Below are 24,456 nucleotides of genomic sequence, written 5' to 3'. Positions count from 1 at the left end.
AAAATGAATATCGCAAATTACTTTTTGGAGGTATCACAGATGAAAATAGCAGCAGTAGTTGGTAGTAATCGAAAAGATTCATATAACATGAAGCTTGCGAAATATTTACAAAAAACATATAAGGATCAGCTGGAAATCGAAGTTTTGGATATTAAGGATCTTCCATTTTATAATCAGGATATTGAAGAGAATCCAGATGATATTGTTGTTCAATTTAAAAAGGATATAGCGTCAGCAGATGCTGTTCTTTGGCTTGTACCTGAATATAATGCTTCTATTCCAGGTGTTTTAAAAAATGCAATTGATTGGTTATCTCGCGTTGACAAAGTCATGGTTGGAAAACCTTCATGGATTATGGGAGCGTCCATGGGTAATTTAGGAACTGTTAAAGCTCAAGGGCATTTACGAGATATCCTATTCTCACCAGGGGTCTCATCTCCACTTCTTCCTGGAAATGAAGTCTATATTGGACAAGTTCACGAAAAAATGGATGCCGAGGGCAATTTTACACATGAGCCAACAATTGCCTTCCTCAATATTGTAGTAGATAATTTTATTAGCTGGTATACAAAACAAGCGAAATAATGAATAGAAAAGATAAAGGCATTCGCCAAGAAATTTGGTGAATGCCTTATTTTTGTGCAGTTATTAAACTTTAAACTCGGAATTAACGAATTCCTTTCATAAAGCCTTGGATTTTTGGGGCTAAGATGAAAAGGATAACGGAAAGGACAATAGATGCTCCACCGATGACCCCGAAGTAAATCATTTCCGTTGCAGGTGAATAAAATTTTACAATTTGTGCGTTAATCGCTTGTGCCGCTGCATTTGATAGGAACCATAAACTCATTGTTTGGGCTGAAAAAGCAGCAGGTGCTAATTTTGTTGTTGCTGAAAGCCCAACTGGTGATAAGCAAAGTTCGCCAATGACAACAATGAAATAGCTAAGAACGAGCCACAATGGATTAACTAACGATTCTGCCCCACCAAAGTAGGCTGGTACTAAGATGACGATGAAAGAAAGACCGGCGAATAATAAGCCTAATGAAAACTTTTGAGGAATAGATGGTTGGCGCTTTCCTAGTTTCATCCATAACCAAGCAAATATTGGTGCGAAAACAATAATAAATAATGGGTTCAATGATTGGAACCAAGCAGGTGAAATGTGAATGCCTGCAAAATCTAGCTGTGTTCGCTTGTCTGCATAGTTGGCAAGGATGGTTGAACCTTGCTCTTGAATAGCCCAGAACATAACAGAAGCAATAAATAGTGGAATGTAAGCAATAATTCGTGAACGTTCCACATTTGTTGTTTTTGGGCTACGGTACATAACAATGAAATAAGCAGTTGGGATCAAGAGACCGAAAATCCCTACTAACGCAATAAAGCTATCAATCGTTAAATAGCCAGCAGGAATGGCAATCGCACAAATGATTGCAATCACTATGGCTGCTAATCCAAATCTCATAAATACTTTTTTCTTCTCAGTTGGTGACAATGGATTGTGGACGATAGTCCCAGCAAGGCCGAGGTTTTTCTTTTTTGTAAAAATAAAGACCAATAATCCTAAAAACATACCGACAGCGGCAATACCGAAACCTAAGTGGAAGCTATAATCCATAACACTGCCGACAATTAATGGAGAAAGGAAGCCTCCTAAGTTAATACCCATATAGAAAATACTAAATCCTGAATCACGACGTGTATCTTCCTCACTATAGATTTCACCAACAACACTTGAAACATTTGGTTTTAATAATCCTGTACCGAGGACAATTAATACCATGGAAATAAAGAATAATGCCACATTCCCCGGTATGGCCAAGGCGATATGTCCAAACATGATTAAAATTCCGCCATAAAAAACAGCTTTCGATGTTCCGAATATCCGATCAGCTAACCAGCCTCCAATAATTCCGGACATGTACACTAATGAACCGTAGATGGACATAATGGCAAGCGCAGTTGCCTCATCAAAGCCTAAGCCGCCTTTTGAAACTTCATAATACATATAGTAGACGAGGATTGCCCTCATGCCATAATAGGAGAAACGTTCCCAAAACTCTGTGAAGAAAAGGGTGAACAATCCTTTCGGGTGACCGAAAAAGCCCTTTTGTGGGACACTATCCACAATTTTCTGTTTATTTATAGTGTTCATTAATCTGCCTCCTTTATTATTTTATTATAATACTTTTTCTAATGTAGAAAAGTTTAAAATTAAATATGGAAATAATTATTAATAATTTTTGATATTTATTCAAATTCATAACGCTTTTTTAATATAATATATTCTTTCTTTTGAAATTGGAATACTAAGGTTGTATTTTCTTTTAGTATCGCAAGTTTTTCATTTGTTTATGATGAGCTTTGAAATAAAGATAGGTTTATTTCTATATTAAATATTTTAATGATAAAATATTTACGAAACACTTTTGTACGGCTAATGAATTAGGTCCGAACGATTATGGTTGACGGTGGAGCGACTCCATTAAGATAATTAACTTAAAAATAGTGATATGTATTTGTGGTGAGGAGAGATTTTATTGAGTAAGACGGATGTTTTCCAATTAATTCGCACTGTTGAACTGTTTACTAATGAGGCCATTATTAGGTGGAATAAATCTTTTGAACATAGTATTGGTGTATCCCCTATTCTTGTGCTTTCAGAATTACACCAGAAAGGTCCTCAGAAACAAACCGTCTTAGCCAATAATCTTGGCTATACACCAGGGGCTATGACTAATATCTCAAACCGACTCGTAAAGAATGGTTTGGCAAAACGGAAATACAATGAAAATGATCGGCGAAATGTCTTTTTGGAAATTACAGAGAAAGGCACCAGTATCTTATTAGAAGCACAACAAAAAGGACAGCAAGTGCGGGCAGAATTGTTTCAAGTATTATCTGAGGAAGAAATGGAGCAGTTTTTGGCCATTAATAAAAAATTAGTCGCAAGCTTTAATAGTAAAAATTAAATGGAGAAGGCATTCGCATAATTACTTTGGCGAGTGCCTTTATAGTATATTCCAAGCTTATATCATTATAATTTTCTGCATTATTACGCTATTTCCATATGTTATAATATTCTAAAAAGGGGTGGAGTTAGTATGGAAGAGAAAGCAGTTCAAGACTTTTATCCAGACGATTTTGCTTGGTGTTATGGCTGTGGCCGTTTAAATGAACATGGTCATCATTTTCGGACAAGCTGGCAAGGGGAACAAACAATCACTACCTATTCACCATTACAAGAACATATGGCTATTCCAGGTTTTGTTTATGGAGGAATAATAGCTTCATTAATTGATTGCCATGGAACTGGTTCCGCGGCGTTGGCGCTGCATCGGAAAAATGGGCATGAGGTTGGGGATGGGACATTACCTCCACGTTTTGTAACAGCCTCATTAAAAGTTAACTTTCTTAAGCCGACACCACAAGATGTCCCGCTTAATGCGGTTGGAACCATTACTGAAATCCATCCGAAGAAATGGAAAGTGGATGTTGAAGTTTTTGCTAACGATACCGTTTGTGCAACTGGTGAAGTAGTTGCGGTCGTTATGCCTAGTACATTTGCCAAAAAAGACTAATAATCCAATATATTTTCGAAACTTCCTTTATGTAGGGACTGTTCCTTTGCTAGAACAGTCTTTTTTTTAGTTAAAGTGTAAGCCTAGTTTTTCTAATGAATAAAATGCTAAAATGAAGAAAAATTTTATGAGGGGTATGGTCATGGCACAAGGTAAAACAAATGCAATGCGCATTCTTGATGCGAAAAAAATAAAATATGATTTACTTACATATGATAGTTTGGATGGGAAAATTGACGGTATATCAGTGGCGCAAAAAATAAATAAGGATCCGAAATTTGTGTACAAAACACTTGTTTCACAGGGGCAGAGCAAACAAATATATGTGTTTATAATTCCTGTTGAAGCAGAACTGGATCTAAAAAAGGCGGCTAAAGCTGCGGGTGAGAAGAAAGTGGAGATGATCCATGTGAAGGATATTCAAAAGTTAACAGGCTATATTCGCGGTGGCTGTTCCCCTGTTGGGATGAAAAAGCAATATCCAACATTTATTGAGGCACAGGCAGCGGGATTAGATAAAATGGTTGTCAGCGGTGGGAAAATTGGCATTCAACTTGAGATTGGACTCGAAGATTTAAAAGGCGTAACAGATGCGCAATTAGTGGACATTATGAAGTAATGTTTATTTTACCAGCCGCTTCATGGATTATCCTTCATTGTTCAACTAGGCTTTCACCCATCAATTATTATTTGCATAAAGTAAAGGTGAACACAAATTAGGAAGGACGTGAAATCAATGGCTGGAAAGATAAAAAACTACTATGCTGGCGGAAATACTGCCCGTGGCTTCTACAGCTTATTTGAGTCTAATTTGCAAGGGCTTGAACGGATATTTATCTTAAAAGGCGGACCTGGTACAGGGAAATCATCGCTCATGAAGGCCATCGGCTCAGAATGGGTAAGTAAAGGCTATGATTTAGAATATATTCATTGCTCTTCTGACAATGATTCAATTGATGGGGTTATTATTCCTGCCCTGAAAGTAGGGATTGTGGATGGAACAGCACCTCATGTTATTGAACCAGAAGCACCTGGCGTTACCGAAGAATACGTGAATCTCGGTGAGGCATGGGACTCGAAAGCTTTAGCAAGTAAAAAGAAGGAAATCCTCCAATTCAATGAGCAGATTAGTCGATCATTTACAGCAGCATATGCCAAATTTGCGGAAGCTCTGGAAATCCATGATAAATGGGAAAAAATATATATCGATAATATGAACTTCGAAAAAGCAGATCAGTTTACGAATAAGTTAATTGAAGAGCTATTTAGAGATATGAAATTGAATAAGAAGCCCACTATTAAACATCGTTTTTTAGGTGGAGCAACACCGAATGGTGCAGTTAACTTCGTACAAAATTTAACGGAACAAATTCAAAAACGTTATTTTATTAAAGGAAGAGCTGGGACAGGGAAATCTCATATGTTGAAAAAAATAGCGGCGGAGGCTGAAAAATCTGGCGTTGATACTGAAATTTATCATTGCGGATTTGATCCTCTCAGTCTTGATATGCTTATATTCCGAGAGCTTGGTGTAGCCATATTCGATAGTACGGCCCCACATGAGTATTTTCCTGATAGGGCTGGTGATGAAATTATCGATATGTATGAAATGGCTGTGATTCCGGGAACAGATGAAATTTTTGCGAAACAAATAAAAGAGCTTAGGCAGCAGTATAAAGCAAAAATGAAAGAGGGAACAGCCCATTTAGCGAAGGCGAAGGCTTTGCATGACGAGCTGGAAGACATCTATATACATGCAATGGATTTTAAAGTTGTCGATCAGTTGAAAAACGCAATTAGAGAGGAAATTGCCGAATTAGCTCAAAGGTAACACGGTAATATAGAAAATAATAAACAAAATCCTAGGCGTTTGCATACATTAAAAGGAAGGTATGACGAGAGGAGATAATAGGAATGGATTATCGAAATTACCCATATTTACTTCCTTTTAATGATGAGAGTCAATATTTTGATGGTAGAACGTTTCCAGGCGGAGCAATGGGGGGTGGGCAACCAGGCTTTCCAGGAGGCCAGCCACCATCTGGGTTTCCAAGCTTTCCGGGTGGCCAGCCTTCTGGCTCCCAGCCAGGGGGTGGACAGCAGCAAGATGGTCCGCCATCTACTCCGCCCCCATCCTTTACACCGCAAATGCAACAACAGCAAGGCTTCACTCCTTTTGCGGTAGATCCCGGAGCGATTAGAGGATGCTTACATCGTTTTACTTTTGTATGGCTTAACACCGGCCGCAGCTTTTGGTTCTACCCAACATTTGTCGGTAGAAACTCTGTAGCTGGCTGGCGTTGGAGAAACTTCCGTTGGGTCTACTACGGCACAGACCTCCGCAGAATCCGCAACTTCCAATGCTTCTAAACCGGTGCCAGGCACCGCTTGTGCCTAAACCGGTGCCAGGCACCGCTTGTGGACAGATCACATCATTTTGTGCGTGTGTGGAGGACAGTTGGTAGCTAGTTTTGTTTTGGTTGTATCGAATTTAGTTAAAAAGATGGATTCGCTTAGTCGATCCATCTTTTTATTTTGGGGCGAAATGTATTATATCCATGCTCATGGTCAATGAGCTAAAGGTAGAAATAACCAGAAAGAGAAGCGAAACTTATCTTATCGAACTAAATTATGTTAAAATATGAAATAGTCAAAAAATAAGTAGGTGTTACCATGCCAAAATTTCACGTATATAGAACTTTCGCCAAAAAAGCGTTTCTTCGTTCAGCAGTTTATCGGTTTGATGTCTGGTCTAGACTCGGAGCGAATCTTATTTTCCTCCTTATGTGGGGGTCAATATGGACAGCCTTATATGCAGGGAGGGGAGAAGCTGGAGGTGTCAGCTTCGAATCGATGCTGACTTATATTGTCGTCAGTCAATTTCTTACAGGTGTAAATGGAGCAGGAACACCTTTATGGGAAATGCAAGAAAAGGTACGGACAGGAGATATTGCGCTAGAGCTCATGCGACCCTTCGATGTGCCGCTTCGCTATTTATTCGCTGATTTTGGAAGCGTTGCTTTTTATATCATTACAGCGCTATTGCCAATCTATACTGTTTTATTTATTTTTATGGATCTCACTTTGCCAACGAGTTGGCTTACATGGATAGCGTTTATATTTGCTGGATTTATTGGTTTTTTAATTCGATATTGTATTGAAATGGCCTTTGGTTTTCTCGCTTTTTTTCTAGTGGAAACAGGCGGGATTGAAGATATCTTTTATTTTGCAATGTCATTGCTCTCAGGCTCCGTTATTCCACTTTGGTTTTTTCCAGATTGGCTGGCAAAAATAGCTATCTATCTACCGTTTCAAGGAATCTATTACATTCCGAATGCGATATTTATCGGGGAAATTGCTGGAGGAGAAATTTTATTTTCGATTGGTTTACAGCTTTTTTGGGTAATTATATGTTATTTCATTTTACGATTTGTTTGGCATAAAGCTTCACAAAAAGTCGTTGTGCAGGGAGGATAGAAGATGGCTGTTATGAAATACATCGACCTCTATTTTAAGCTCGTCAGCGCAGGAATAAGGGCGCAGCTGCAATATCGTTTTGCCTTTGTTATGCGCATTGTCGGAATGATTACTGCTTATACAGGAACAGCAGTGACAATGTGGGTCATGCTGTATCAGTTTCAAGAGCTTGGATCATGGAACTTTTATGAAATGTTATTTTTATATGCGATTGCTATTCTTTCTTGGGGATTTTGTATCATCTTATTTTTCCATTTTCGCAGTCTTGATACATATATCGTAAATGGTACGTTTGATCGGTTTTTAGTCAGGCCGATCAATCCTTTTTTTCACTTTATGGCAATGAAATTTGATGTTGCTTCCTTCGGTCAGTTCATTTTTAGCATTGCAGTTTTCATCTGGGTTAGCTTTGAATTAGGGATTGATTGGACTTTAGGAAAAAGCTTGTTTTTACTCGCTTCTATTATTGGCGGCATTCTTATTCAAGGAGGACTTCTTGTCATGATTTCTGCCATTGCATTTTGGACAACGAAGTCGGAGCGATTTTACTGGGTAGCCATGTATCCAGCGAGAAATTTGATTAACTATCCACTCGTCATTTATCCGAAAATAGTTCAATGGTTGACAGCTTTTGTCATCCCATTTGCTTTTGTGAACTACTTTCCAGCCATCGTGATTTTAGAAAAAGAAACATTATTTTTTCCCGCCTATATCGGCTATTTTTCTCCATTAGTAGGTCTTGTATTTTTTATTATCGCCTACTTCATTTGGATGCTAGGATTAAGCCGTTATAAAAGCACAGGTTCATAGTTTGGGAGGATGACGCATAATGCCAATGATTGAAGTAGAAAATTTGCAGAAGGACTTCTATATTACAAAAAGAGAAACGGGAATGAAGGGTGCATTAAGAAGCTTACTCAAACGCGAGTATATTAAAAAGGAAGCGGTTAAGGATATTAGCTTTTCTATTTCAGAAGGAGAAATTGTAGGCTATATTGGACCGAATGGCGCTGGAAAATCAACAACCATAAAAATGCTCACGGGGATATTAGTGCCAAGCTCAGGTAAAGTCCTAGTGAATAGCCTCATCCCATATGAAAATAGACAGGAAAACGCGAAAAATATCGGGGTTGTTTTCGGACAGAGGACACAGTTATGGTGGGATTTGCCAATGATTGAATCATTTGAACTATTAAAAGCCATTTACCAAGTATCGGATGAACGTTATCGAAAAAATATGGCAATATTTACAGAAATTCTAGGATTGGATGAATTTTTAAATACCCCCGTTAGACAGCTGTCTCTTGGGCAAAGAATGAGAGCAGATATTGCCGCCTCTTTATTACATGATCCCCCGATCTTGTTTCTCGATGAGCCGACAATTGGTCTTGACGTAGTTGCAAAAGAAAAAATGCGGACTTTTATAAAGGAAATTAATCAAGAGCGAAAAATAACCGTCATTTTAACAACACATGATATGGAGGATATTGAAAAGCTTTGTGAACGAATGGTGCTAATTGATCACGGTATAAAAGTATATGATGGCGAAATTGCGACAGTGAAGGAGAAATTCGGGAAGACACGCACACTTATAGTGGATTTAGAGGAATCCCATCATCCTTTTAATGTGATAGGCGGCGATGTTTTTAAAGAGGAAGGAAGCCGTTATTGGATTCGCTTTAATCGCAATGAAGTGTCTGCTTCAGAGCTCATTACACAAATTACGAAGACCCATAATATTAAAGACTTAACTGTTGAGGAGCCTGCCATCGAATCCATTATAAGTCGGATTTATCAAGAAGGGTTTCAGGGGCTTCCTGAAGGGATTATCAGATAAGGGCAGAAATATCTGCCCTGCGTGTTTTAAACTCTTTCCAGTTCAAATTGCTGCTTAACGAGTTCTTGATAAAGTAAATGAGATTCAAGCAGTTCGGAATGTGTTCCAATTCCAGTCAATTGCCCACTCTCAATAACAGCAATTTGGTCAGCATCCACAATCGTTGACAGCCGATGGGCGATAATTAATGTTGTTCTTCCTGCCATTAATTGTTTCAGGGCCTTTTGGACAAGCTGCTCTGATGCACTATCAAGATTGGAAGTGGCTTCATCGAGAAGAAGGATTTTCGGATTACGGATAACGGCGCGTGCAATCGCAATTCTTTGCCTTTGTCCACCAGACAGTTTAATCCCTCTTTCCCCAACCTCTGTTTCATATCCATCCTGCAACTGCTGGATAAATTCAGCTGCATGGGCAAGTTCAGCCGCTCGTTTAATTTCTTCATCCGAAACCTCGCGCTCAATTCCATAAATGATGTTTTCCTTGATTGTTCCAGACATAAGTGGGCTTTCTTGAGAAACATACCCAATTTGACTTCGCCAAGAACGGAGATTAAAATTGGCAATATTCGTATTACCAAGCTTGATTTCTCCTGTAAGTGGCTGATAAAAGCGCTCAAGCAAGGCAAACAAAGTAGTCTTTCCACTTCCACTAGGACCAACGAATGCAGTTGTTTTGCCTGCTGGAAGAACCAGATTCATGTTAGTAATAATCGGCTTTTCTTTGTAAGAAAAAGATAGGCTTTGGAAAGTCAAATCTTGTGCGGGATTTTTTACGCTACTGTTTACATCCGTTCGTTCTCTATCTAAACCAAGAATATCTTGTATGCGCTCAGTTGCGCCAATGGCTTTTTGGAAAGCAGTAAAAAACGATGCCATCTGTGTAAAAGGAACAACTATTTGAAACATATAAATAATAATGGCTACAAGTGAGCCTGCAGATAAATCACCTGAGGCGACCCGAACGCCGCCATAGCCAATTAAGATGACAAGGACAAGCATCATCACAAAAGTCATAAAGGGAGAAATGACTGCCTGAATTTTTGCCTCTCTTAGCCCAAACTTGAATAAATGTTTGATTCCCTTATCTCCACGAGCTTTTTCTGTATTTTCAGCATGATAGGCTTTCACAAGACGGATATCAGAGAGAACGCGCCCAAGATTCCCCGAAAAATCGGCCATTTCATCTTGTGTGGACAATGATATTTTATACATTTTTTGCCCAAGCGGCATAATAAGCCCAACCGAAATTGGAATCGCAATAATCATAATTAACGTCATTTTCCAGTCAATCAATAGAAGAATAACAACCGCGCCAAAAATTGAAATTAAACCCGTAATAAAAGTGATTAAATGCTGAGTAATTAAATTTTTCACGATATTCGTATCTTGAGTTACCCTACTCATCGTCTCCCCAGATTGATTTTTATCAAAGAATGGGATCGGAAGGAATAGGACATGCTCCCAAAGCCTTTTTCGAATAGAAGCAACAATTGATTCCCCGATATAGGTCATAAAATAAAACGAAAACCCGGAAGAAATTGTCTGAATGATAAATGCAGCAGCAAGCAAAATAATTAAAGATGTTTCCAGGGCTGAAGCTGCTAGCTGATCAACGAGATTTCTTGTAAAAAGCGGAACAATTAAGCCCGCACCAGTTTCAATTAAGCTTAAAATAATAGCGAGAATAAAAATCCACTTCGGAGGGTTCGCATCTTTTAGTAGCTGCCAAAACGCCTTCCAGTTTGAAGAAGAGGGTCGAGTCGCACTCTCTTTATTATTCATCACTCATCAATCCTTTCTTTTTGAAATAAATCTCTATCGCTTTACCAGCCCATTTTTCCTCCTCATCTGAAAGAGGAGAATAAAATTTTTGAGCTTCTTGTTCAAAATCGATTTCTTTTCCACTTAACTCATCAATAATATCTAAATAATTTCCTGTTAGTTCATCGACAAGTTTTAAATAATTATGAATCAATGTTTGGACATGCTCACTTGCAGGGTCCTGTCCGCAAGCCTGTTTTAATTGAGCGATAATGATATGCGTCCTTTTATTAATGTCCAGCATTTTTTCCTCTGGGATATTGAATAGTTGTTCAACTTTTTCCTCTGCAATGTATCCTTTTAACCATTCTTTATGCTCTTTTTCCATCTGGATATTATAAATTAACGATATAAAGATGGAGGAATCAATTTGTTCCTGATCGTCCATCATATGAAGAGCATGGTCTAATGCACGAATGACATTTTCTAAGTGCAGTTTTTTTTGTAGCATTTCGTCTTTTAAAAAGGAAAGGGAATCTTTCAAATTCCAATCCTTCAAATGAAGGAATTCATTGATTTTTTCTAATGAATAGCCTAAATATTTGAGAGAAACAATTTTTTGAAGCGTGAGTATATCATCATCAGAATAATATCGATGTCCTGAATCCGTAATGAAAGTAGGCTTTAACAAACCAATTTCATCATAGTAGCGAAGTGCTCTAATTGTTGTTCCGGTTTTTTTGGAAAACGTCCCAATCGAATATTTCGCTGCCATTACAATCTCCTCCTTTTGCTACTTCCATCATAAAACCTTCCGTTACGGAAGATGCAAGTGAAAAGTAGTTTTTTACAATTAATTTATTTGAAATTAACAAACCAAATTGGTGTTTCACTGTAATTATTTTCCGAAAAGTGTTAAAATTAAATAAAGGAGTGATGAACAATGTGGTTTCTTCTCATTCTGATTATCGGTTTACTTGGGTTTGGTTTTTTAGTTGATTGGTGGAATAAAAAGAATGGGCTCAATCATTATGACCCTGAGGAAAATGTAAAGCATGTTTCAGAGTCGGAAAGAGCATATATTGAATCTTATATGCATAATTTGAGAAATAACCATACGAATGGGCCGCTTTAACGTTTATTTAGCAGCTTGTATTTGCAGTTGAAACGATTAATAGGGCTTATGAGCATTTCGATTTATTAAATGATAGTTGATTGGCATGACTGCGTATTGCAGTAGTGCCTTTTTTTCTGAAATTCACATAAATGAGGGAGCAGTTCAGTTGATTCAATTATTAGTTGACCTATTTGAACAAAATAAAGATAAAGAAAAGGCTATTCCGATGGAAAACTATATGAAAAATAAGTTTCCCTTTCTTGGAATTAAAACACCTGAAAGAAATCATCTTATGAAGCAATTTTTTGAAGAAAGTGGAATTTTAAAGCAGGAGTTTCAAGTAGATTTTGTAAAAGAATTATGGGAAAAGGAGGAAAGAGAATATCAGAATGCAGCACTTGATTATATCGGAAAATCGATAAAAAAACTGGATAAGCAGCATCTGCCGTTAATGGAGCAGCTAATTACGACGAAATCATGGTGGGATACGGTTGATATGCTTGCCCAGAAACCAGTAGGAGCAATCGCAACCAAGCACCCAGAGGTTATTTCTGAAGTTGTCGATGCTTATGCTGTGAGCGATCATCTCTGGCTCAGAAGAACCGCGCTCTTATTCCAGCTAAAGTATAAAGAACGAACGAATGAAGAGCTTCTATACCGTTATATTCAATTAAATAAAGATAGTCAGGAGTTTTTTATTCAAAAAGCAATTGGTTGGGCATTGAGAGAGTATTCCAAAACGAATCGTGAATCGGTAAAGGGATTTATTGAATCCAATGCCTTGCCACGCTTAAGTGTGCGAGAAGGAAGTAAATACATCTAGCAAAATAGAAAAAGGGTGAAGAACATGATTAAATGTATAGCGATTGATATGGATGGAACTTTATTGAATGCGTCACAACAAGTCACTGCTGAAAATATTGCGGCAATTAAAAAGGCGCAATCACAAGGAGTGGAGGTTTTGATTGCAACTGGCCGCTCCTTTCAAGAAGCGAGCTTTGTTTTAGCGAATACTGAATTGGAATGTCCAATGATTTGTGTAAATGGTGCAGAGGTTCGTGCGGTTAATAAAGAAATTATGACTGTAAATGTATTAGAGAAATCGATTGTCGCTTCAGTCATCGAAATCCTTCATAAAAACGATGTTTATTTTGAAGTGTACACAAATAAAGGATCCTATACGACGGATGAGAAAAAAGCGATCTCCATAATTGTTGATATTTTCGCGAGTGCTAATCCTGATGTTGATCCAAAAAAGATTATGAAGGGTGCAAAAGAACGGCTAACGAAGGGGCTCGTACATAAAATTGATCATTATGAAGTGCTTTTTCATAGTAAGGAAGAAAAAATTTATAAATTATTAGCCTTTTCTCTTGATAAAGATTCGTTGAAAAATGCAGAGGAAGCGTTGCTTGTAATGGAAGGAATAGCTGTAGCCGCTTCCGGAAAATCCAATTTAGAAATCACCAGTGTGAATGCTCAGAAAGGACTCGCCCTTGAGGCATATGTAAAAGCGCGAGGTATTTCTCTAAAGGAAACGATGGCAATAGGAGATAATTACAATGATCTTTCGATGTTTAAGCTTGTAGGGAGAGCTGTTGCAATGGGGAATGCGAGTGATCAGATTAAAGCACAATGTGACATTGTTACATTGACGAATGAGGAAAGTGGTGTAGCAAAGGCAATATTAGATGTCCTAAAATGATTTTAATGAGGGGGGAAACAATGATTCGGATAGTCGGAATGCTTTTATTAGTAGTGGCTATCGGTGCAGGCTGTTCAAGCGAAAAAAATGAAAAGATTGAGAGCAAAGAGGTCAGCACCACGTCTACAGCTCCACAAGTTGTGGCAGATAAGCTGGAAATCCCTTGGTCAATAGATGAAGCAAACAATGTTTTTTATATTTCTGAGCGTAATGGTGACATCGTCAAGGTTGAAGAAGGAAAAAAGGAGCGCCAAAAAGTTATTTTTGAAAAAACGTTGTCCTCTGCTGCTGAAGCAGGATTGCTTGGCTTTGTGCTTGCACCTGATTTTATCACTTCAAATAAGGCCTTTGCTTATTATACATATGAGGACAGTTCGGGTCAGTTTAATCGCATTGTTGTATTGAAGTTTGAGGACAATCATTGGAAAGAGTCGCAGCTTCTGCTTGATCACATCCCGAGCGGCCACGTTCATCATGGAGGGAGGCTTGAGATAGGTCCTGATGGAAAGCTATATGCCACAACAGGGGATGCAGCGGAAGAACCAGAAATTGCTCAAGATTTAACCTCATTAGGAGGAAAAATTATGAGAATGAATCTAGATGGGTCTATCCCTTCTGATAATCCTTTTTCAAATTCATATGTTTATAGTTATGGTCATCGTAATCCACAAGGGCTCGCATGGGCACAAGATGGAACACTTTATGAGAGTGAGCACGGTCCTTCCGCAAATGATGAGATTAACAAAATCCAGCCAGGCCATAATTACGGCTGGCCAATTATTAAAGGAAAAGAAAAACAGGACGGAATGGAAGAACCGTTATATACTTCAGGCGATCAGACAACTTGGGCTCCTTCTGGCATGATTTATTATGATGAAAAGCTCTATGTTGCAACGTTAAGAGGAAATGCTGTGAGAGAGTTTAATTTACAATCTGGAAAAACGAGAGAGGTTATTACGGGATTAGGTCGGATTCGCGATGTGTTTATAAAGGATGATTCACTCTATTTCATTAGCAACAACACAGATGGTCGTGGCACCCCGCTTGAAGGGGATGATAAGCTATACAAAATATCACTGGCCGAAATTGTAGATTAATTGACAGGCAAACTTCGAAGTGTAACACTGTCTTTCTCAGGTGTACAAATACATAAAAAGTGTCCACGAGCGGTGCCAGGCACCGTTCATGTTATGAGAGTGAGCACGGTCCTTCCGCAAATGATGAGATTAACAAAATCCAGCCAGGCCATAATTACGGTTGGCCAATTATTAAAGGAAAAGAAAAACAGGACGGAATGGAAGAACCGTTATATACTTCAGGCGATCAGACAACTTGGGCTCCTTCTGGCATGATTTATTATGATGAAAAGCTCTATGTTGCAACGTTAAGAGGAAATGCTGTGAGAGAGTTTAATTTACAATCTGGAAAAACGAGAGAGGTTATTACGGGATTAGGTCGGATTCGCGATGTGTTTATAAAGGATGATTCACTCTATTTCATTAGCAACAACACAGATGGTCGTGGCACCCCGCTTGAAGGGGATGATAAGCTATACAAAATATCACTGGCCGAAATTGTAGATTAACTGACAGGCAAACTTCGAAGTGTAACACTGTCTTTCTCAGGTGTACAAATACATAAAAAGTGTCCACGAGCGGTGCCAGGCACCGTTCATGGTTTATACGTCGCTGACCAAGGCGCTTGCGCTTTTCTATCTAGGCACTAGCCCATACATGATAAATTGGAGGGTTATTTCAATTTCTTGCTCATCATCCCAGTCTGCTTCAGGCACTAGCAAGTATCTTGAAACTAAATAACCGAAAAGGACTGAAAACGTCATTCTTATGACACTGTACGGAGGAATCTCAATTATTTGTCCCTCCTGTTGATAATAAAGCACTAATTGATGATAGCGTTCAAATATTTTCTTGGCGATATTTTCAATAAATTCTTCCTTCAAATCAGGATGGAAAGGGATTTCCTGGATGAGGATTTTGAAGAGCGGCATATTATATTTTAAAAAAGTAATGCGATTTTGCAGCATCGCTCGCAAAAAATCCTCAAAATGATCGTAGTGATGATCAAGCACTTTATAAAAATCCTTTATTAAAAATGGAGCCATTATTTTACTGATGAGAGGAGCAAGAATATTAAGAAGTAAATCTTTTTTTGTTTTATAATGTCTGAAAATAGTCCCCTCTGCGACACCTGCTTTTTTGGCAATTTCACTCGTAGAAGTAGAAGCATAGCCCTTTTCTGAAAATGTTTCTATTGCAGCCAAAATTATACTTTTTTGTTTATCTGTTAATCCTTCTTTATCAAGCAATTGATCAATTATTGAATCCTGCTCTTGCATAATAAACTCCTTTATTATCTTGATATTCTTAAGCTTATTATACATGATTTTTCAAAAAATTTGCTTTTGCAATAAACGAGGCTTTCTCATACTAACAGAAATTATCATAGTCGAATTCTTTTCCGTTTATACATCGGTGCATAGATAGAAGCACTTTAATTGATCTGTGGTTCGCGCATTTTTTATAATTTGCGATATTTCCTTAATGCCGCAATATTTAGCACCATAAAGAGTAGAGAAAATCCTGCTAAAATAAGCAAGTCTTTGTAAATCATATCCCATCCGTATCCCTTTATCATGACATTCCCTAACGCTTCACTTGCATAAAAAAGTGGTGTTAATGGCCCGATCCAGCTAAGCCACTCAGAAATCGTTTCAAGGTTAAATAATCCAGAAAAGAATAGCTGTGGAACGATAACTAGTGGAATAAATTGCATCATTTGCAATTCATTATTCGCAAAGGATGAAAGCAAAGTTCCTAACGTTAATGCTGTGAGTGAAACAAGCAATGTAATGAGTAAGACATAACCGAATGCACCCTCCATCATCATTCCTAAAATATAGATTGAGTACCAAGCAATAATGGTTGCTTGTAGTAAGGTGAAAATACCAAATCCGATAACATAGCCAGTGACAATTTCCCATTTTCTTAGTGGGCTTGATAATAATCTTTCTAGTGTTCCTGTCGTTCTCTCACGCAAAAATGAAACACCAGCGATGAGGAAAACAAAGAAAAAAACAAAATACCCTAACAGAACAGGTCCAAAATAATCAAACTGTCCCAAGTCACCTGAACCATATAAATAATCTATTTTAAGTTCTTTTTGTTGCCCATTTTGATAAAGAGGCTTTAAAGCATCTTGAACCCATTTCATAACTGCTCCATTTACACCTGGATCACTTCCTTCGAGGACGACAGAAGGTGCCATATTATCCAATTGTAAATAACCATCCAGCTCACCAGCTGATAAAGCTCTATCTGCTTCAGTAATTGAATCATATTCGTATATTTTGGCAGTTTCTAAATTTAATTGATCTTGAATGGCTTCAGGAACATTGACTATCCCGACTTTTGGAATATAATCTTCCCCATTAAACACTAAGTAAAGCATGGATAAAATGAGAATAGGGGCAAAAATAAGCAAGGCCATCGTTCGTTTATCCCGAATCATTTGTCTAAGGATGCGAATAACTAATGCTTTAATTCTCATGCTTGGGCACCTCCATAAATAAGGAATGCTTCTTCAATACTAGTGGAGGCCGTATTTCTTTTCAGCTCATCAGGGGTGCCTACTGCAATGAGCTTTCCATCACGAAGCAAGCCAAGCCGATCACATTTCTCAGCTTCATCCATAACATGGGTCGTTACGATAATGGTTGTGCCCTTTTTTTTGAGCTCATAAAAGGCCGCCCAAATGCTTTTTCTTAATACAGGATCAATGCCAACAGTAGGCTCATCAAGAATAAGAAGCTTAGGTTCATGTAAAAGTGCAATGGCTAATGAGAGACGTCTTTTCATTCCACCTGAGTAATTGGTGACAAGCTTTTTTAAGTGGTCTGCAAGCGAAACAGTGTCCATCACTTCATTCATTCGTTGTTGTCTTTCTTTTCCTTTTAGTCCGTATAAGGAAGCGAAAAACTCCAAATTTTCTTTTGCAGACAGCTCGCTATATAATGCATCTGATTGAGCCATATAGCCAATTTTTTCAATTACTTGAAGGCTTGGCATTTTTTCTTGAAAAATATAATTCTCACCGTCTGTTGGGAGGTCAAGGCCGACAAGCTGTTTAACTAATGTCGTTTTTCCAGCGCCTGAAGGCCCAAGAAGACCAAAAATTTCTCCTGGAGCTATGTCTAATTTAATATTTGTTAATACTTGATGTTTTCCGAAAGCTTTACTTACATTTCGAACAGAAACAATGGATTCTTTTTCTTCCATAAAAGTTTCACCTCTTTATATCAAAGTGAGTAATCACTCATTCACAATATATAATAGTTTAACAGAAATGTAAAGTGAGTAATCACTCATTATCTAAATAAAACCATAGACAAAGGAGCCAAAGATGAAATTATTCATAGTATATCATTCGATCCAAAAATCATTCCTACAAAATACAAAGGAATGTCCACGCTAGATGTACAAAACACATCAAAATGTCCACGGGCGGTGCCTGGCACCCAAAAAGGGTGCCATTAAAAAAAGCGGCACTCCGTTAGAGTGGTACCGCTATAATATTTCAATTTTTAAGGAGTTTACTTGTGATACGAGGAGCTCGTCGTATTTTTTTTGAGCTAAATAAAGGATTTCTTGCTCGTTAACGTTCGGGTTTTCTTCTTTTATTTTCTGAATGAGGTCAGCTTGGACTTTTTGGGAAAGCACAATTCGTTCATATTGTTTTTCCTGTTTAGCCCAAAAACGATCTTCACCATATTCTTTAATCATACTTTGTGCGATTTCATACTCAGCATATTGGTTTTGAACATTTTCAATTTCAGTATTTATTTCATCTTTGCTCGCTTGATGACCTTTTTCTTGGCCTAGTAAAGCCATGGAGTGCAAGCGAATAATTTGTGTTAATAACGTATTTTTGTCTTGGCTGGCTTCTTTTTGATCATCTAAATTTTCTAAAACCTTTTCTAACTCTTTCCCCGTATATTTTTTAGGGGCTTGCTCACGATTAATGGCGATGTGGAGTTCATTAATGAAGCGATAAAATTCAAGATCTTCATTTGTAATCCACTCTCCGTTAATCGTTGCTACTCCAGAAGGCTCTTTCACCTCATATTCAATGACCTTCTCAATTACTTTTCCATCGCGTTCAATGGTGAAGACAATTTCCCATGTTCCTGACATTGGCAGTTCCACTTCACTTGTATATATCCCTTGTCCTTTTTCTTCCAAAGTGACTTCATAAGTGCCGTGATCCATATTTGTCATCGCAAACTCAGCATTAATCGTTAATCCTTCGAGTGGCTTTTCTTTTTCGGTCACTTTTATTTCAAAATCCGATTTTTTATCTTTTTGAAAGTAAAGAGCCTGTTCTATTGTGACTTCGATATTATTACTTGAGCTGCAGGCTGATAATAATAAAAGGAGAATAAAGATACTTCCGGTTAAAATTTTTTTCATTTCTCATTCTCTCCTAAGCTTTGAATTTCTAGAAATTCTTCAACTGTATATTTTGTCATCTTACGATTTTCAATAAAGGCAACATGTGTGCAAAGCTGTCTTATTTCATCTAGGTGATGGGAGGAAAGGAGAATCGTTTTGTTTTTCAAAGCCTTTAATGATTCCAAAATTTCTTTCCTTCCAATCGGATCAAGCCCACTAGTTGGCTCATCGAGAACCAAGATGTTGGAATTCTGATATAAAGTCACTGCTAGCCCTAATCTTTGTAGCATTCCTTTTGAATAATTGTTAATCGCTATATTTCTATCCTCCCATAAGTGAACGGCTCTTAATATGTCTTCCATTCGTCCTTCATCAAGCTTATCAGAGGCAGCTTTAGCGAAAAAAATCATATTTTCTATTCCTGTTAATAAAGGATAGAGCCTAAATTTTTCTGGAAGGTAACCAATTTCATTATTCGGTCGCCTTTTTTTCTGAGAGGTAACAACACCATTTATAGTGATTTTCCCTTTTTTCACAGGGAGGATTCCTAGCAGACTATTAATAAAGGTTGATTTACCAGCTCCATTTCTACCGACTAAAGCGCAAACCTCATCTTTTTCAATAAAAAGATTAACGTCTTCTAATACGTCTTTTTTGCCAAAGGACTGATATAGATGTTCAACTTGAATCATTCTGACCCCTCCTTGCGATGAAAAATAACCGCAAAAATAAAGGAAATAAACAGCAAAAGCGAGACGTTCGCCAACAAGAATAATTCTGGTTTCATCCACATAAAAGATTTTAAGAGCTTTGACATATGGTCAAAGGAAAAGACGCCTAATGAAGATTCGAGAAATATTCTTGCTGATTGCAACGGATTTAAGAAGTAAATAAGGGAAAATCCCTTTACATTGTCATACGTTACGTCTGCAAGAAAGGATAATAAGATGAAATCATGTAAAAAGAAAAAGTAAAACCAGATAGCAACAGTAAAACCAACGATTTGCATTCTTGATCGGCTAATGCTGCCAATGAGTACCCCAAGCTGGGTAAAAATTAATAGTAAACAGATAAGGGATAGCAAGAAAGCGAGATAACTTTTAAAATCTAATTGAAAGAAAAATTTTAAAGGCAATAAGTAAACTAAAAACCAACCGATGATGGGGCCTAAAAGGATTGATTGAATAGCCACACTCTTTTTCAGTAAAAAGCCTTTAAAATCATCACGTCTCGTTAATAGCATGATAAGGGTTTTTTGCTCTTTTTCTTGAAAAACAGCAAAAGCACCAATGAATAAACAAAGCATCGGGATAAAGTAAACAATCGCATCGAATAAATTGATCAGGAGAACATAAAAGCCTTGATCAAAAGAAAGAGAGGAAGACTTTACTAACAACCCGATAGAAACGAGAACAATGATGATAAATGATAACCATAATCCCTTTCCTTTTATGTTTTCCTTCCATTCCTTCCAAATATAGTGCACAGCTGATGTCTCCCTTTCCATATAATGATTAAAATAATAATAGATATTCCACCTAATGCATACAGTAGCCAATGATAATGGAAATTGCTTGTTTTCACCATTGGAAATGGATCTTCAAACATCGTTTTATCCTTATCAAAAAACTGATTCATTTTTTCATAAACAGCAATGGCTGGGCTTTTCAGAAATAAATAAGTTAATTCTTGATCCTCGATTAACTCAAATAATGATGATTGATACGTAATGGGACCGTCACCTACACCATCCTGATTTAAATCAAGAACAGGGAAGGATTTACCCCAATAATTTCCTTTATTGTCTTCACTCCAATAATTTCTTCCTTGTCCACCAAGCGTTACGGCAGGGATGGTGTTTTCTTCAATATCATTTAATGTAAAAATTTGATCATTTGAACTAGCCCATAGCTCAACCCCAATTTGGTTCTTGACAATCCGGTTGTGCTTAATAACGTTATTGGTAGACTGATCAATATACAAGCCCCGTTGATTGAGGAAAAAAGTATTATCCTCGATTGTCGTATCATTTCCTGATAGTAATAATAAACCAAATGATTTATGACCATAATTGAAAATAAAATCATTGTGCTTTAATACGTTTCGGTCAGATTGCATGATGGCCGCCCCACCAGTATTAAAAGTGAAAGTATTTCCTTCGAAGTAATTGTCATGGGAGTACATATAATGCAATCCATAACGTGTCTCACTTATATTATTGTTTAGGATTTGATTACGATAAGCATAATCAAAATACATTCCATCTCTCGTACCTGTAATTCGATTATTCTCTAAAACATTATCATTTGCGTAATAAATATGCAGACCATTTCCTTGTTTTGCAATGACCCCTTTTCCTTGTCCTTCAATCGTAGCATTTCTAACGGTATTGAAATGTGCCTGGCTTAGATAAATACCGTGGAAAAAGTGTTTAATAGTTACAGTATCAATTAAATTATGATCGGTATAAACCTTGATCGCTGCATATTCCTCTGAATCATTACGACTTAAACTACTATTTGTAACAGTTAGATTTCTTAATTTTACATGAGAAGCACGGACGGAGATTACGTTGCCCGTGCCATCTCCTTTAATAACGGTTTCTTTATCACCAATGATTTCGATTGCTTTATTAATAACAATATTTCCTTCATACGTCTTATTTTCAAGGTGAATAACCGCTCCGTCATCAAGTTCATCAATTATTGCTTGTAAATTTTCAGAGGCAAGACTGTGTTTGGGAATGGCGATTACGATTACCATCATCATGAAGAGTAAGAGCATGTTTTTTTTCATTTTTTTGGCCGTTCCTTCCATAAAGGAATTAAAGTTAATATAAATGCAGCTATTACGAAATACGTACCTATTCCAAGATGGCTATATGTGATGAAGTTTGCTAAAGTATTCTCACCAATAATAGGAGGAATAAACGGATCCACTTTTATTGGAGCCATTGGATCTAATTCAGTGCCAAAGTTTTTAAGCCAGCGTCTTAAATCCCATACACCAACGATTCCCCCGACAACGAAGGTGCCAATGATAAAGTATAGGAAGCTTTTTTTCCTAATGAAGGCAGCGATCAAAACGAGAAAGGCTAAACCACCAATTAAGTAAGAGAGAAACTGTAATTCAGGAAAATTTTCCTCACTAAAGTTAGCCATTCCGATATAATGATTTAGTCCATTGACAATATCAATTTCTCCCTCAAGCTTATTAGGATAAACGATAATATTAAGACCTTCAGGATATTGTGGAGCAAAAAACTCCATTCGCCACCATGGGAAGAAGAGTGAAGCAACGATCATCAAGGCGGCTAATACGAGAAGTCCAGAAGAAATGATAGAAAGTCGTTTCGTTTTCAATGTAATCACACCTAACTTTAAACGCTCAATTTTGTTAAAAGTAGGGAGGGCATCAACGAACGATTGATGCCCTGTCACTTTTTGTGTTCAATATCAAAATAAATCTCTTTGAAGCTAGAAAGCTATCTAGCTTCGGTGTGCAGGATGTGATATTCTATACCTGCCGAATTTTATTGTGAATTCTTTATCTCGTCGGGGTCAGTCCAGTTCGTACGTCGCTGACCAAGGCGCTTCCGCTTTTCTATTTTTTCGGTTTTACTAAGAAGTAACCAGTCATTTCTTGGTGAAGTGCGGAACAGAAGTTAGTACAGTATATCGGCCATGTTCCCGCTTTTTTAGCTGTAAATTCAATTGTGTTTGTTTGACCAGGCTGAACCTCAATATTTAAGTCATAGCCATTGATGGCAAATCCATGAGTAATATCTTGGTCAAAATCGATATTCGTTAAGTGGATAAATACTTTATCCCCTTCATTTACTTCAATGACGTCTGGGCGTTGTGCTTTTGCGTCAAAGATGAACTTAGAACGCATGGCGATTCCATAAATATGAACTTCATCGCCCTTTCTTTCAATCCGTGTATCTTCTTGTTTGTAGACAGCATCAGGATTGCTCTCATCTTTTGGATAAACCGTAATGGTTTTAATTTTGTCAGCTTTAATCATTTGTGCATAGTGTGGTTCAGGGTTAACTGGGGCTGATTGGATAACCTCCATTTTGTCGCCAGTTAAATCAATAAGCTGCATAGATTCTGGGTGAGAAGGGCCAACAGATAAATATGAATCCTTCGCGATTTTATTAAGAGCAATGAGATATTTTCCATCTGGAGAAACTGTGTCACCTTCAGCAGCAACTGAATGCCCTGGTGAATATTGTACTGGAACACGGTCTAAAGTTTCGCCTGTATTTGGATCCCATTTTACAATTTCTGAAGAGATAAACATCGTTGTATAAGCCATACCTTTATCATCAAATTGAGTATGAAGTGGGCCAAGTGCGTTTTCTGGGTCAACTTCTCTTTCCAAAACAGATTCATAGTTTAAAATAGGAATCCCATTTCTTTCTCCATCGAAATCTTTATTTTCAATCGCTTTAAATGCTTTTTCGAAAGAGAATACTGTCATCGCTGGAGCAAGCTTACCAGAAGCGATAAAACGTGTTCCATCAGGTGTTACGTCAACTCCATGTGGTGACTTGGCAACAGGTACTAAATAAATGCCACCTTTATGCTTTTCAGGGAAAATCATTTTTTGGCCAGTAACCTCGTCATACTCGCCATCCGCAATTTTTTTCTCAAGTTCTTTCCAGTTGAATAACACAATATAGTCACGGTCTGCTTGTGAAGCATTGATTTCAAGATTCGTCGTTGCTTCTTCTGTGTTATACGTAGTCATTACTGCCCAGTCAGCAGACATCTTCTTCCCTGCATCTGATAAATCATATGACCAAGGTGGAAGGGCAACTTGGTAGGCAATATTTAATTTTTCATTTTTTTCATCAAATGTAACCGCTGACATAACACCGCGGTATTTTTCGCTGTAATCATCTAAACTCTCATATTTACTTCCGATTGGAACCGCAAAACGTGTAGGAAGGAACATGTATTCAGTGTTTTGAGTAACAAAAGCTGCACAGTGAGGACCGCTCGTATTAGGTACATTAATAATATCTCTTACTGTAAACGTTTCCAAATTCATCACTGCTGCACGACTATTCCCTACATCCGTCGCAAACATATACTTGCCGTCATAGTCTCCATTTGTTTCAGAAAATGCAGGGTGGTGAAGATCTCCCCACGTATAGCCGCCCATCATTTCCTTCGTATGTTTATCCCAGCCATATCCAGTAGCAGAATCTTGGGAAAAAACGGGGATTGTACGAATATGGCGCATCGAAGGAACACCATAGATAAACATTTGCCCAGAGTGACCTCCAGATGCAAATAAATAGTACTCATCCTTCTCGCCGAAAGGTACATAAACTTTTTCAGCATTTGATTTGTTTTTCGTATCATTTGTAGCTTGGCCACTCGGACCTGATGAAAAATCTGCAAAAAATACAGTTGCTGCCATGAAACCAGCTATTAAACCAGTAGCAGCAGGAAGCCATTTTTTCATTCACTAGCACCGCCTTTTTATTTAATT

At 37.6% G+C, this 24,456-nt stretch carries 25 protein-coding genes and 1 pseudogene; 14 read left to right on the top strand and 12 right to left on the bottom strand.

The annotated features are described in order from the left end of the window. The first annotated feature begins 39 nt into the window (after positions 1-39). Entirely contained in the window at positions 40-585 is a 546-nt protein-coding gene (locus KDN24_RS25440) for an NADPH-dependent FMN reductase (protein WP_409971151.1), read from the top strand. Positions 586-667: 82 nt separating this feature from the next. Here the strand turns inward: KDN24_RS25440 and KDN24_RS25435 are convergent, their stop codons facing one another. Then, positions 668-2,158, bottom strand: a complete 1,491-nt coding sequence (locus tag KDN24_RS25435; protein WP_409971150.1) for a peptide MFS transporter — start codon at positions 2,156-2,158, stop codon at positions 668-670. 385 nt (positions 2,159-2,543) lie between these two features. Here KDN24_RS25435 and KDN24_RS25430 point away from each other — a divergent pair, with 385 nt between their 5' ends. The 8 genes from KDN24_RS25430 (at position 2,544) to KDN24_RS25395 (ending at position 8,898) form a co-directional block, all read left to right on the top strand. Then, complete coding sequence (locus KDN24_RS25430; protein ID WP_409971149.1) at positions 2,544-2,975, top strand: MarR family winged helix-turn-helix transcriptional regulator; 432 nt, start codon at positions 2,544-2,546, stop codon at positions 2,973-2,975. 132 nt (positions 2,976-3,107) lie between these two features. Continuing rightward, positions 3,108-3,584, top strand: a complete 477-nt coding sequence (locus KDN24_RS25425; protein WP_409971148.1) for a PaaI family thioesterase — start codon at positions 3,108-3,110, stop codon at positions 3,582-3,584. A gap of 142 nt (positions 3,585-3,726) precedes the next feature. Continuing rightward, complete coding sequence (gene ybaK / locus KDN24_RS25420; protein WP_409971147.1) at positions 3,727-4,203, top strand: Cys-tRNA(Pro) deacylase; 477 nt, start codon at positions 3,727-3,729, stop codon at positions 4,201-4,203. 117 nt (positions 4,204-4,320) lie between these two features. Continuing rightward, complete coding sequence (locus tag KDN24_RS25415; protein WP_409971146.1) at positions 4,321-5,415, top strand: PRK06851 family protein; 1,095 nt, start codon at positions 4,321-4,323, stop codon at positions 5,413-5,415. 83 nt (positions 5,416-5,498) lie between these two features. Then, on the top strand, positions 5,499-5,954 hold the full coding sequence (locus tag KDN24_RS25410; RefSeq protein ID WP_491348226.1) for a hypothetical protein: 456 nt from the start codon (positions 5,499-5,501) through the stop codon (positions 5,952-5,954). Between the two features lie 303 nt (positions 5,955-6,257). Beyond that, positions 6,258-7,061 carry an ABC transporter permease gene (locus KDN24_RS25405; RefSeq protein ID WP_409971144.1) on the top strand — a complete coding sequence of 268 codons (804 nt, stop codon included), beginning with the start codon at positions 6,258-6,260 and terminating at the stop codon, positions 7,059-7,061. 3 nt (positions 7,062-7,064) lie between these two features. After that, positions 7,065-7,871, top strand: a complete 807-nt coding sequence (locus KDN24_RS25400; protein WP_409971143.1) for an ABC transporter permease — start codon at positions 7,065-7,067, stop codon at positions 7,869-7,871. Positions 7,872-7,890: 19 nt separating this feature from the next. Next, positions 7,891-8,898, top strand: a complete 1,008-nt coding sequence (locus KDN24_RS25395) for an ABC transporter ATP-binding protein (protein ID WP_409971142.1) — start codon at positions 7,891-7,893, stop codon at positions 8,896-8,898. 26 nt (positions 8,899-8,924) lie between these two features. Here KDN24_RS25395 and KDN24_RS25390 read toward each other — a convergent pair whose 3' ends face one another. Together KDN24_RS25390 and KDN24_RS25385 are read right to left on the bottom strand one after the other, a co-directional pair. Then, positions 8,925-10,682, bottom strand: coding sequence for an ABC transporter ATP-binding protein (locus KDN24_RS25390; protein ID WP_409971141.1), 1,758 nt, complete (start codon positions 10,680-10,682; stop codon positions 8,925-8,927). Further along, positions 10,675-11,436 carry a MerR family transcriptional regulator gene (locus tag KDN24_RS25385; protein ID WP_409971140.1) on the bottom strand — a complete coding sequence of 254 codons (762 nt, stop codon included), beginning with the start codon at positions 11,434-11,436 and terminating at the stop codon, positions 10,675-10,677. Before KDN24_RS25385 ends, KDN24_RS25390 begins: the two co-directional genes overlap by 8 nt. 168 nt (positions 11,437-11,604) lie before the next feature. Here KDN24_RS25385 and KDN24_RS25380 point away from each other — a divergent pair, with 168 nt between their 5' ends. The 5 genes and pseudogenes from KDN24_RS25380 to KDN24_RS25360 all read left to right on the top strand — a co-directional run. After that, positions 11,605-11,796, top strand: coding sequence for a hypothetical protein (locus tag KDN24_RS25380; protein WP_409971139.1), 192 nt, complete (start codon positions 11,605-11,607; stop codon positions 11,794-11,796). 208 nt (positions 11,797-12,004) lie between these two features. Beyond that, positions 12,005-12,601: a DNA alkylation repair protein gene (locus KDN24_RS25375; protein ID WP_491348506.1), complete on the top strand. Its 597-nt coding sequence runs from the start codon at positions 12,005-12,007 to the stop codon at positions 12,599-12,601. Positions 12,602-12,625: 24 nt separating this feature from the next. After that, complete coding sequence (locus KDN24_RS25370) at positions 12,626-13,483, top strand: Cof-type HAD-IIB family hydrolase (protein WP_409971137.1); 858 nt, start codon at positions 12,626-12,628, stop codon at positions 13,481-13,483. Between the two features lie 20 nt (positions 13,484-13,503). Continuing rightward, positions 13,504-14,580, top strand: coding sequence for a PQQ-dependent sugar dehydrogenase (locus tag KDN24_RS25365; protein ID WP_491348225.1), 1,077 nt, complete (start codon positions 13,504-13,506; stop codon positions 14,578-14,580). A 92-nt stretch (positions 14,581-14,672) separates the two neighbouring features. Next, positions 14,673-15,068, top strand: a pseudogene (locus tag KDN24_RS25360) (PQQ-dependent sugar dehydrogenase); the annotation flags it as partial. 126 nt (positions 15,069-15,194) lie between these two features. Here the strand turns inward: KDN24_RS25360 and KDN24_RS25355 are convergent. From KDN24_RS25355 to nosZ, 9 genes are all read right to left on the bottom strand, one after another. Next, positions 15,195-15,839, bottom strand: coding sequence for a TetR/AcrR family transcriptional regulator (locus KDN24_RS25355; protein WP_409970956.1), 645 nt, complete (start codon positions 15,837-15,839; stop codon positions 15,195-15,197). 182 nt (positions 15,840-16,021) lie between these two features. Further along, entirely contained in the window at positions 16,022-17,050 is a 1,029-nt protein-coding gene (locus KDN24_RS25350) for an ABC transporter permease (RefSeq protein WP_409970957.1), read from the bottom strand. Beyond that, positions 17,047-17,778, bottom strand: a complete 732-nt coding sequence (locus KDN24_RS25345) for an ABC transporter ATP-binding protein (protein ID WP_409970958.1) — start codon at positions 17,776-17,778, stop codon at positions 17,047-17,049. The genes KDN24_RS25350 and KDN24_RS25345 overlap by 4 nt, the downstream gene beginning before the upstream one ends. A 288-nt stretch (positions 17,779-18,066) precedes the next feature. Next, positions 18,067-18,969, bottom strand: coding sequence for a FixH family protein (locus KDN24_RS25340; RefSeq protein ID WP_491348224.1), 903 nt, complete (start codon positions 18,967-18,969; stop codon positions 18,067-18,069). After that, positions 18,966-19,643, bottom strand: coding sequence for an ABC transporter ATP-binding protein (locus KDN24_RS25335; protein ID WP_409970960.1), 678 nt, complete (start codon positions 19,641-19,643; stop codon positions 18,966-18,968). Before KDN24_RS25335 ends, KDN24_RS25340 begins: the two co-directional genes overlap by 4 nt. Further along, complete coding sequence (locus KDN24_RS25330; RefSeq protein WP_491348223.1) at positions 19,640-20,437, bottom strand: ABC transporter permease; 798 nt, start codon at positions 20,435-20,437, stop codon at positions 19,640-19,642. Before KDN24_RS25330 ends, KDN24_RS25335 begins: the two co-directional genes overlap by 4 nt. Then, positions 20,401-21,747 carry a nitrous oxide reductase family maturation protein NosD gene (nosD, locus tag KDN24_RS25325; RefSeq protein WP_409970962.1) on the bottom strand — a complete coding sequence of 449 codons (1,347 nt, stop codon included), beginning with the start codon at positions 21,745-21,747 and terminating at the stop codon, positions 20,401-20,403. Before nosD ends, KDN24_RS25330 begins: the two co-directional genes overlap by 37 nt. Then, complete coding sequence (locus tag KDN24_RS25320; protein WP_409970963.1) at positions 21,744-22,313, bottom strand: hypothetical protein; 570 nt, start codon at positions 22,311-22,313, stop codon at positions 21,744-21,746. Before KDN24_RS25320 ends, nosD begins: the two co-directional genes overlap by 4 nt. Before the next feature lie 241 nt (positions 22,314-22,554). After that, positions 22,555-24,429 (bottom strand): Sec-dependent nitrous-oxide reductase, encoded by a 1,875-nt coding sequence (nosZ, locus tag KDN24_RS25315; protein ID WP_409970964.1) that lies wholly within the window; start codon positions 24,427-24,429, stop codon positions 22,555-22,557. Between the last annotated feature and the right edge of the window lie 27 nt (positions 24,430-24,456).

It is taken from the genome of Cytobacillus sp. Bva_UNVM-123 (assembly GCF_046351715.2).
Lineage (GTDB): Bacteria > Bacillota > Bacilli > Bacillales > Cytobacillaceae > Cytobacillus.
Note: the sequence above shows the minus strand (reverse complement) of the source record. Positions and strands in the feature narration are given on the sequence as shown.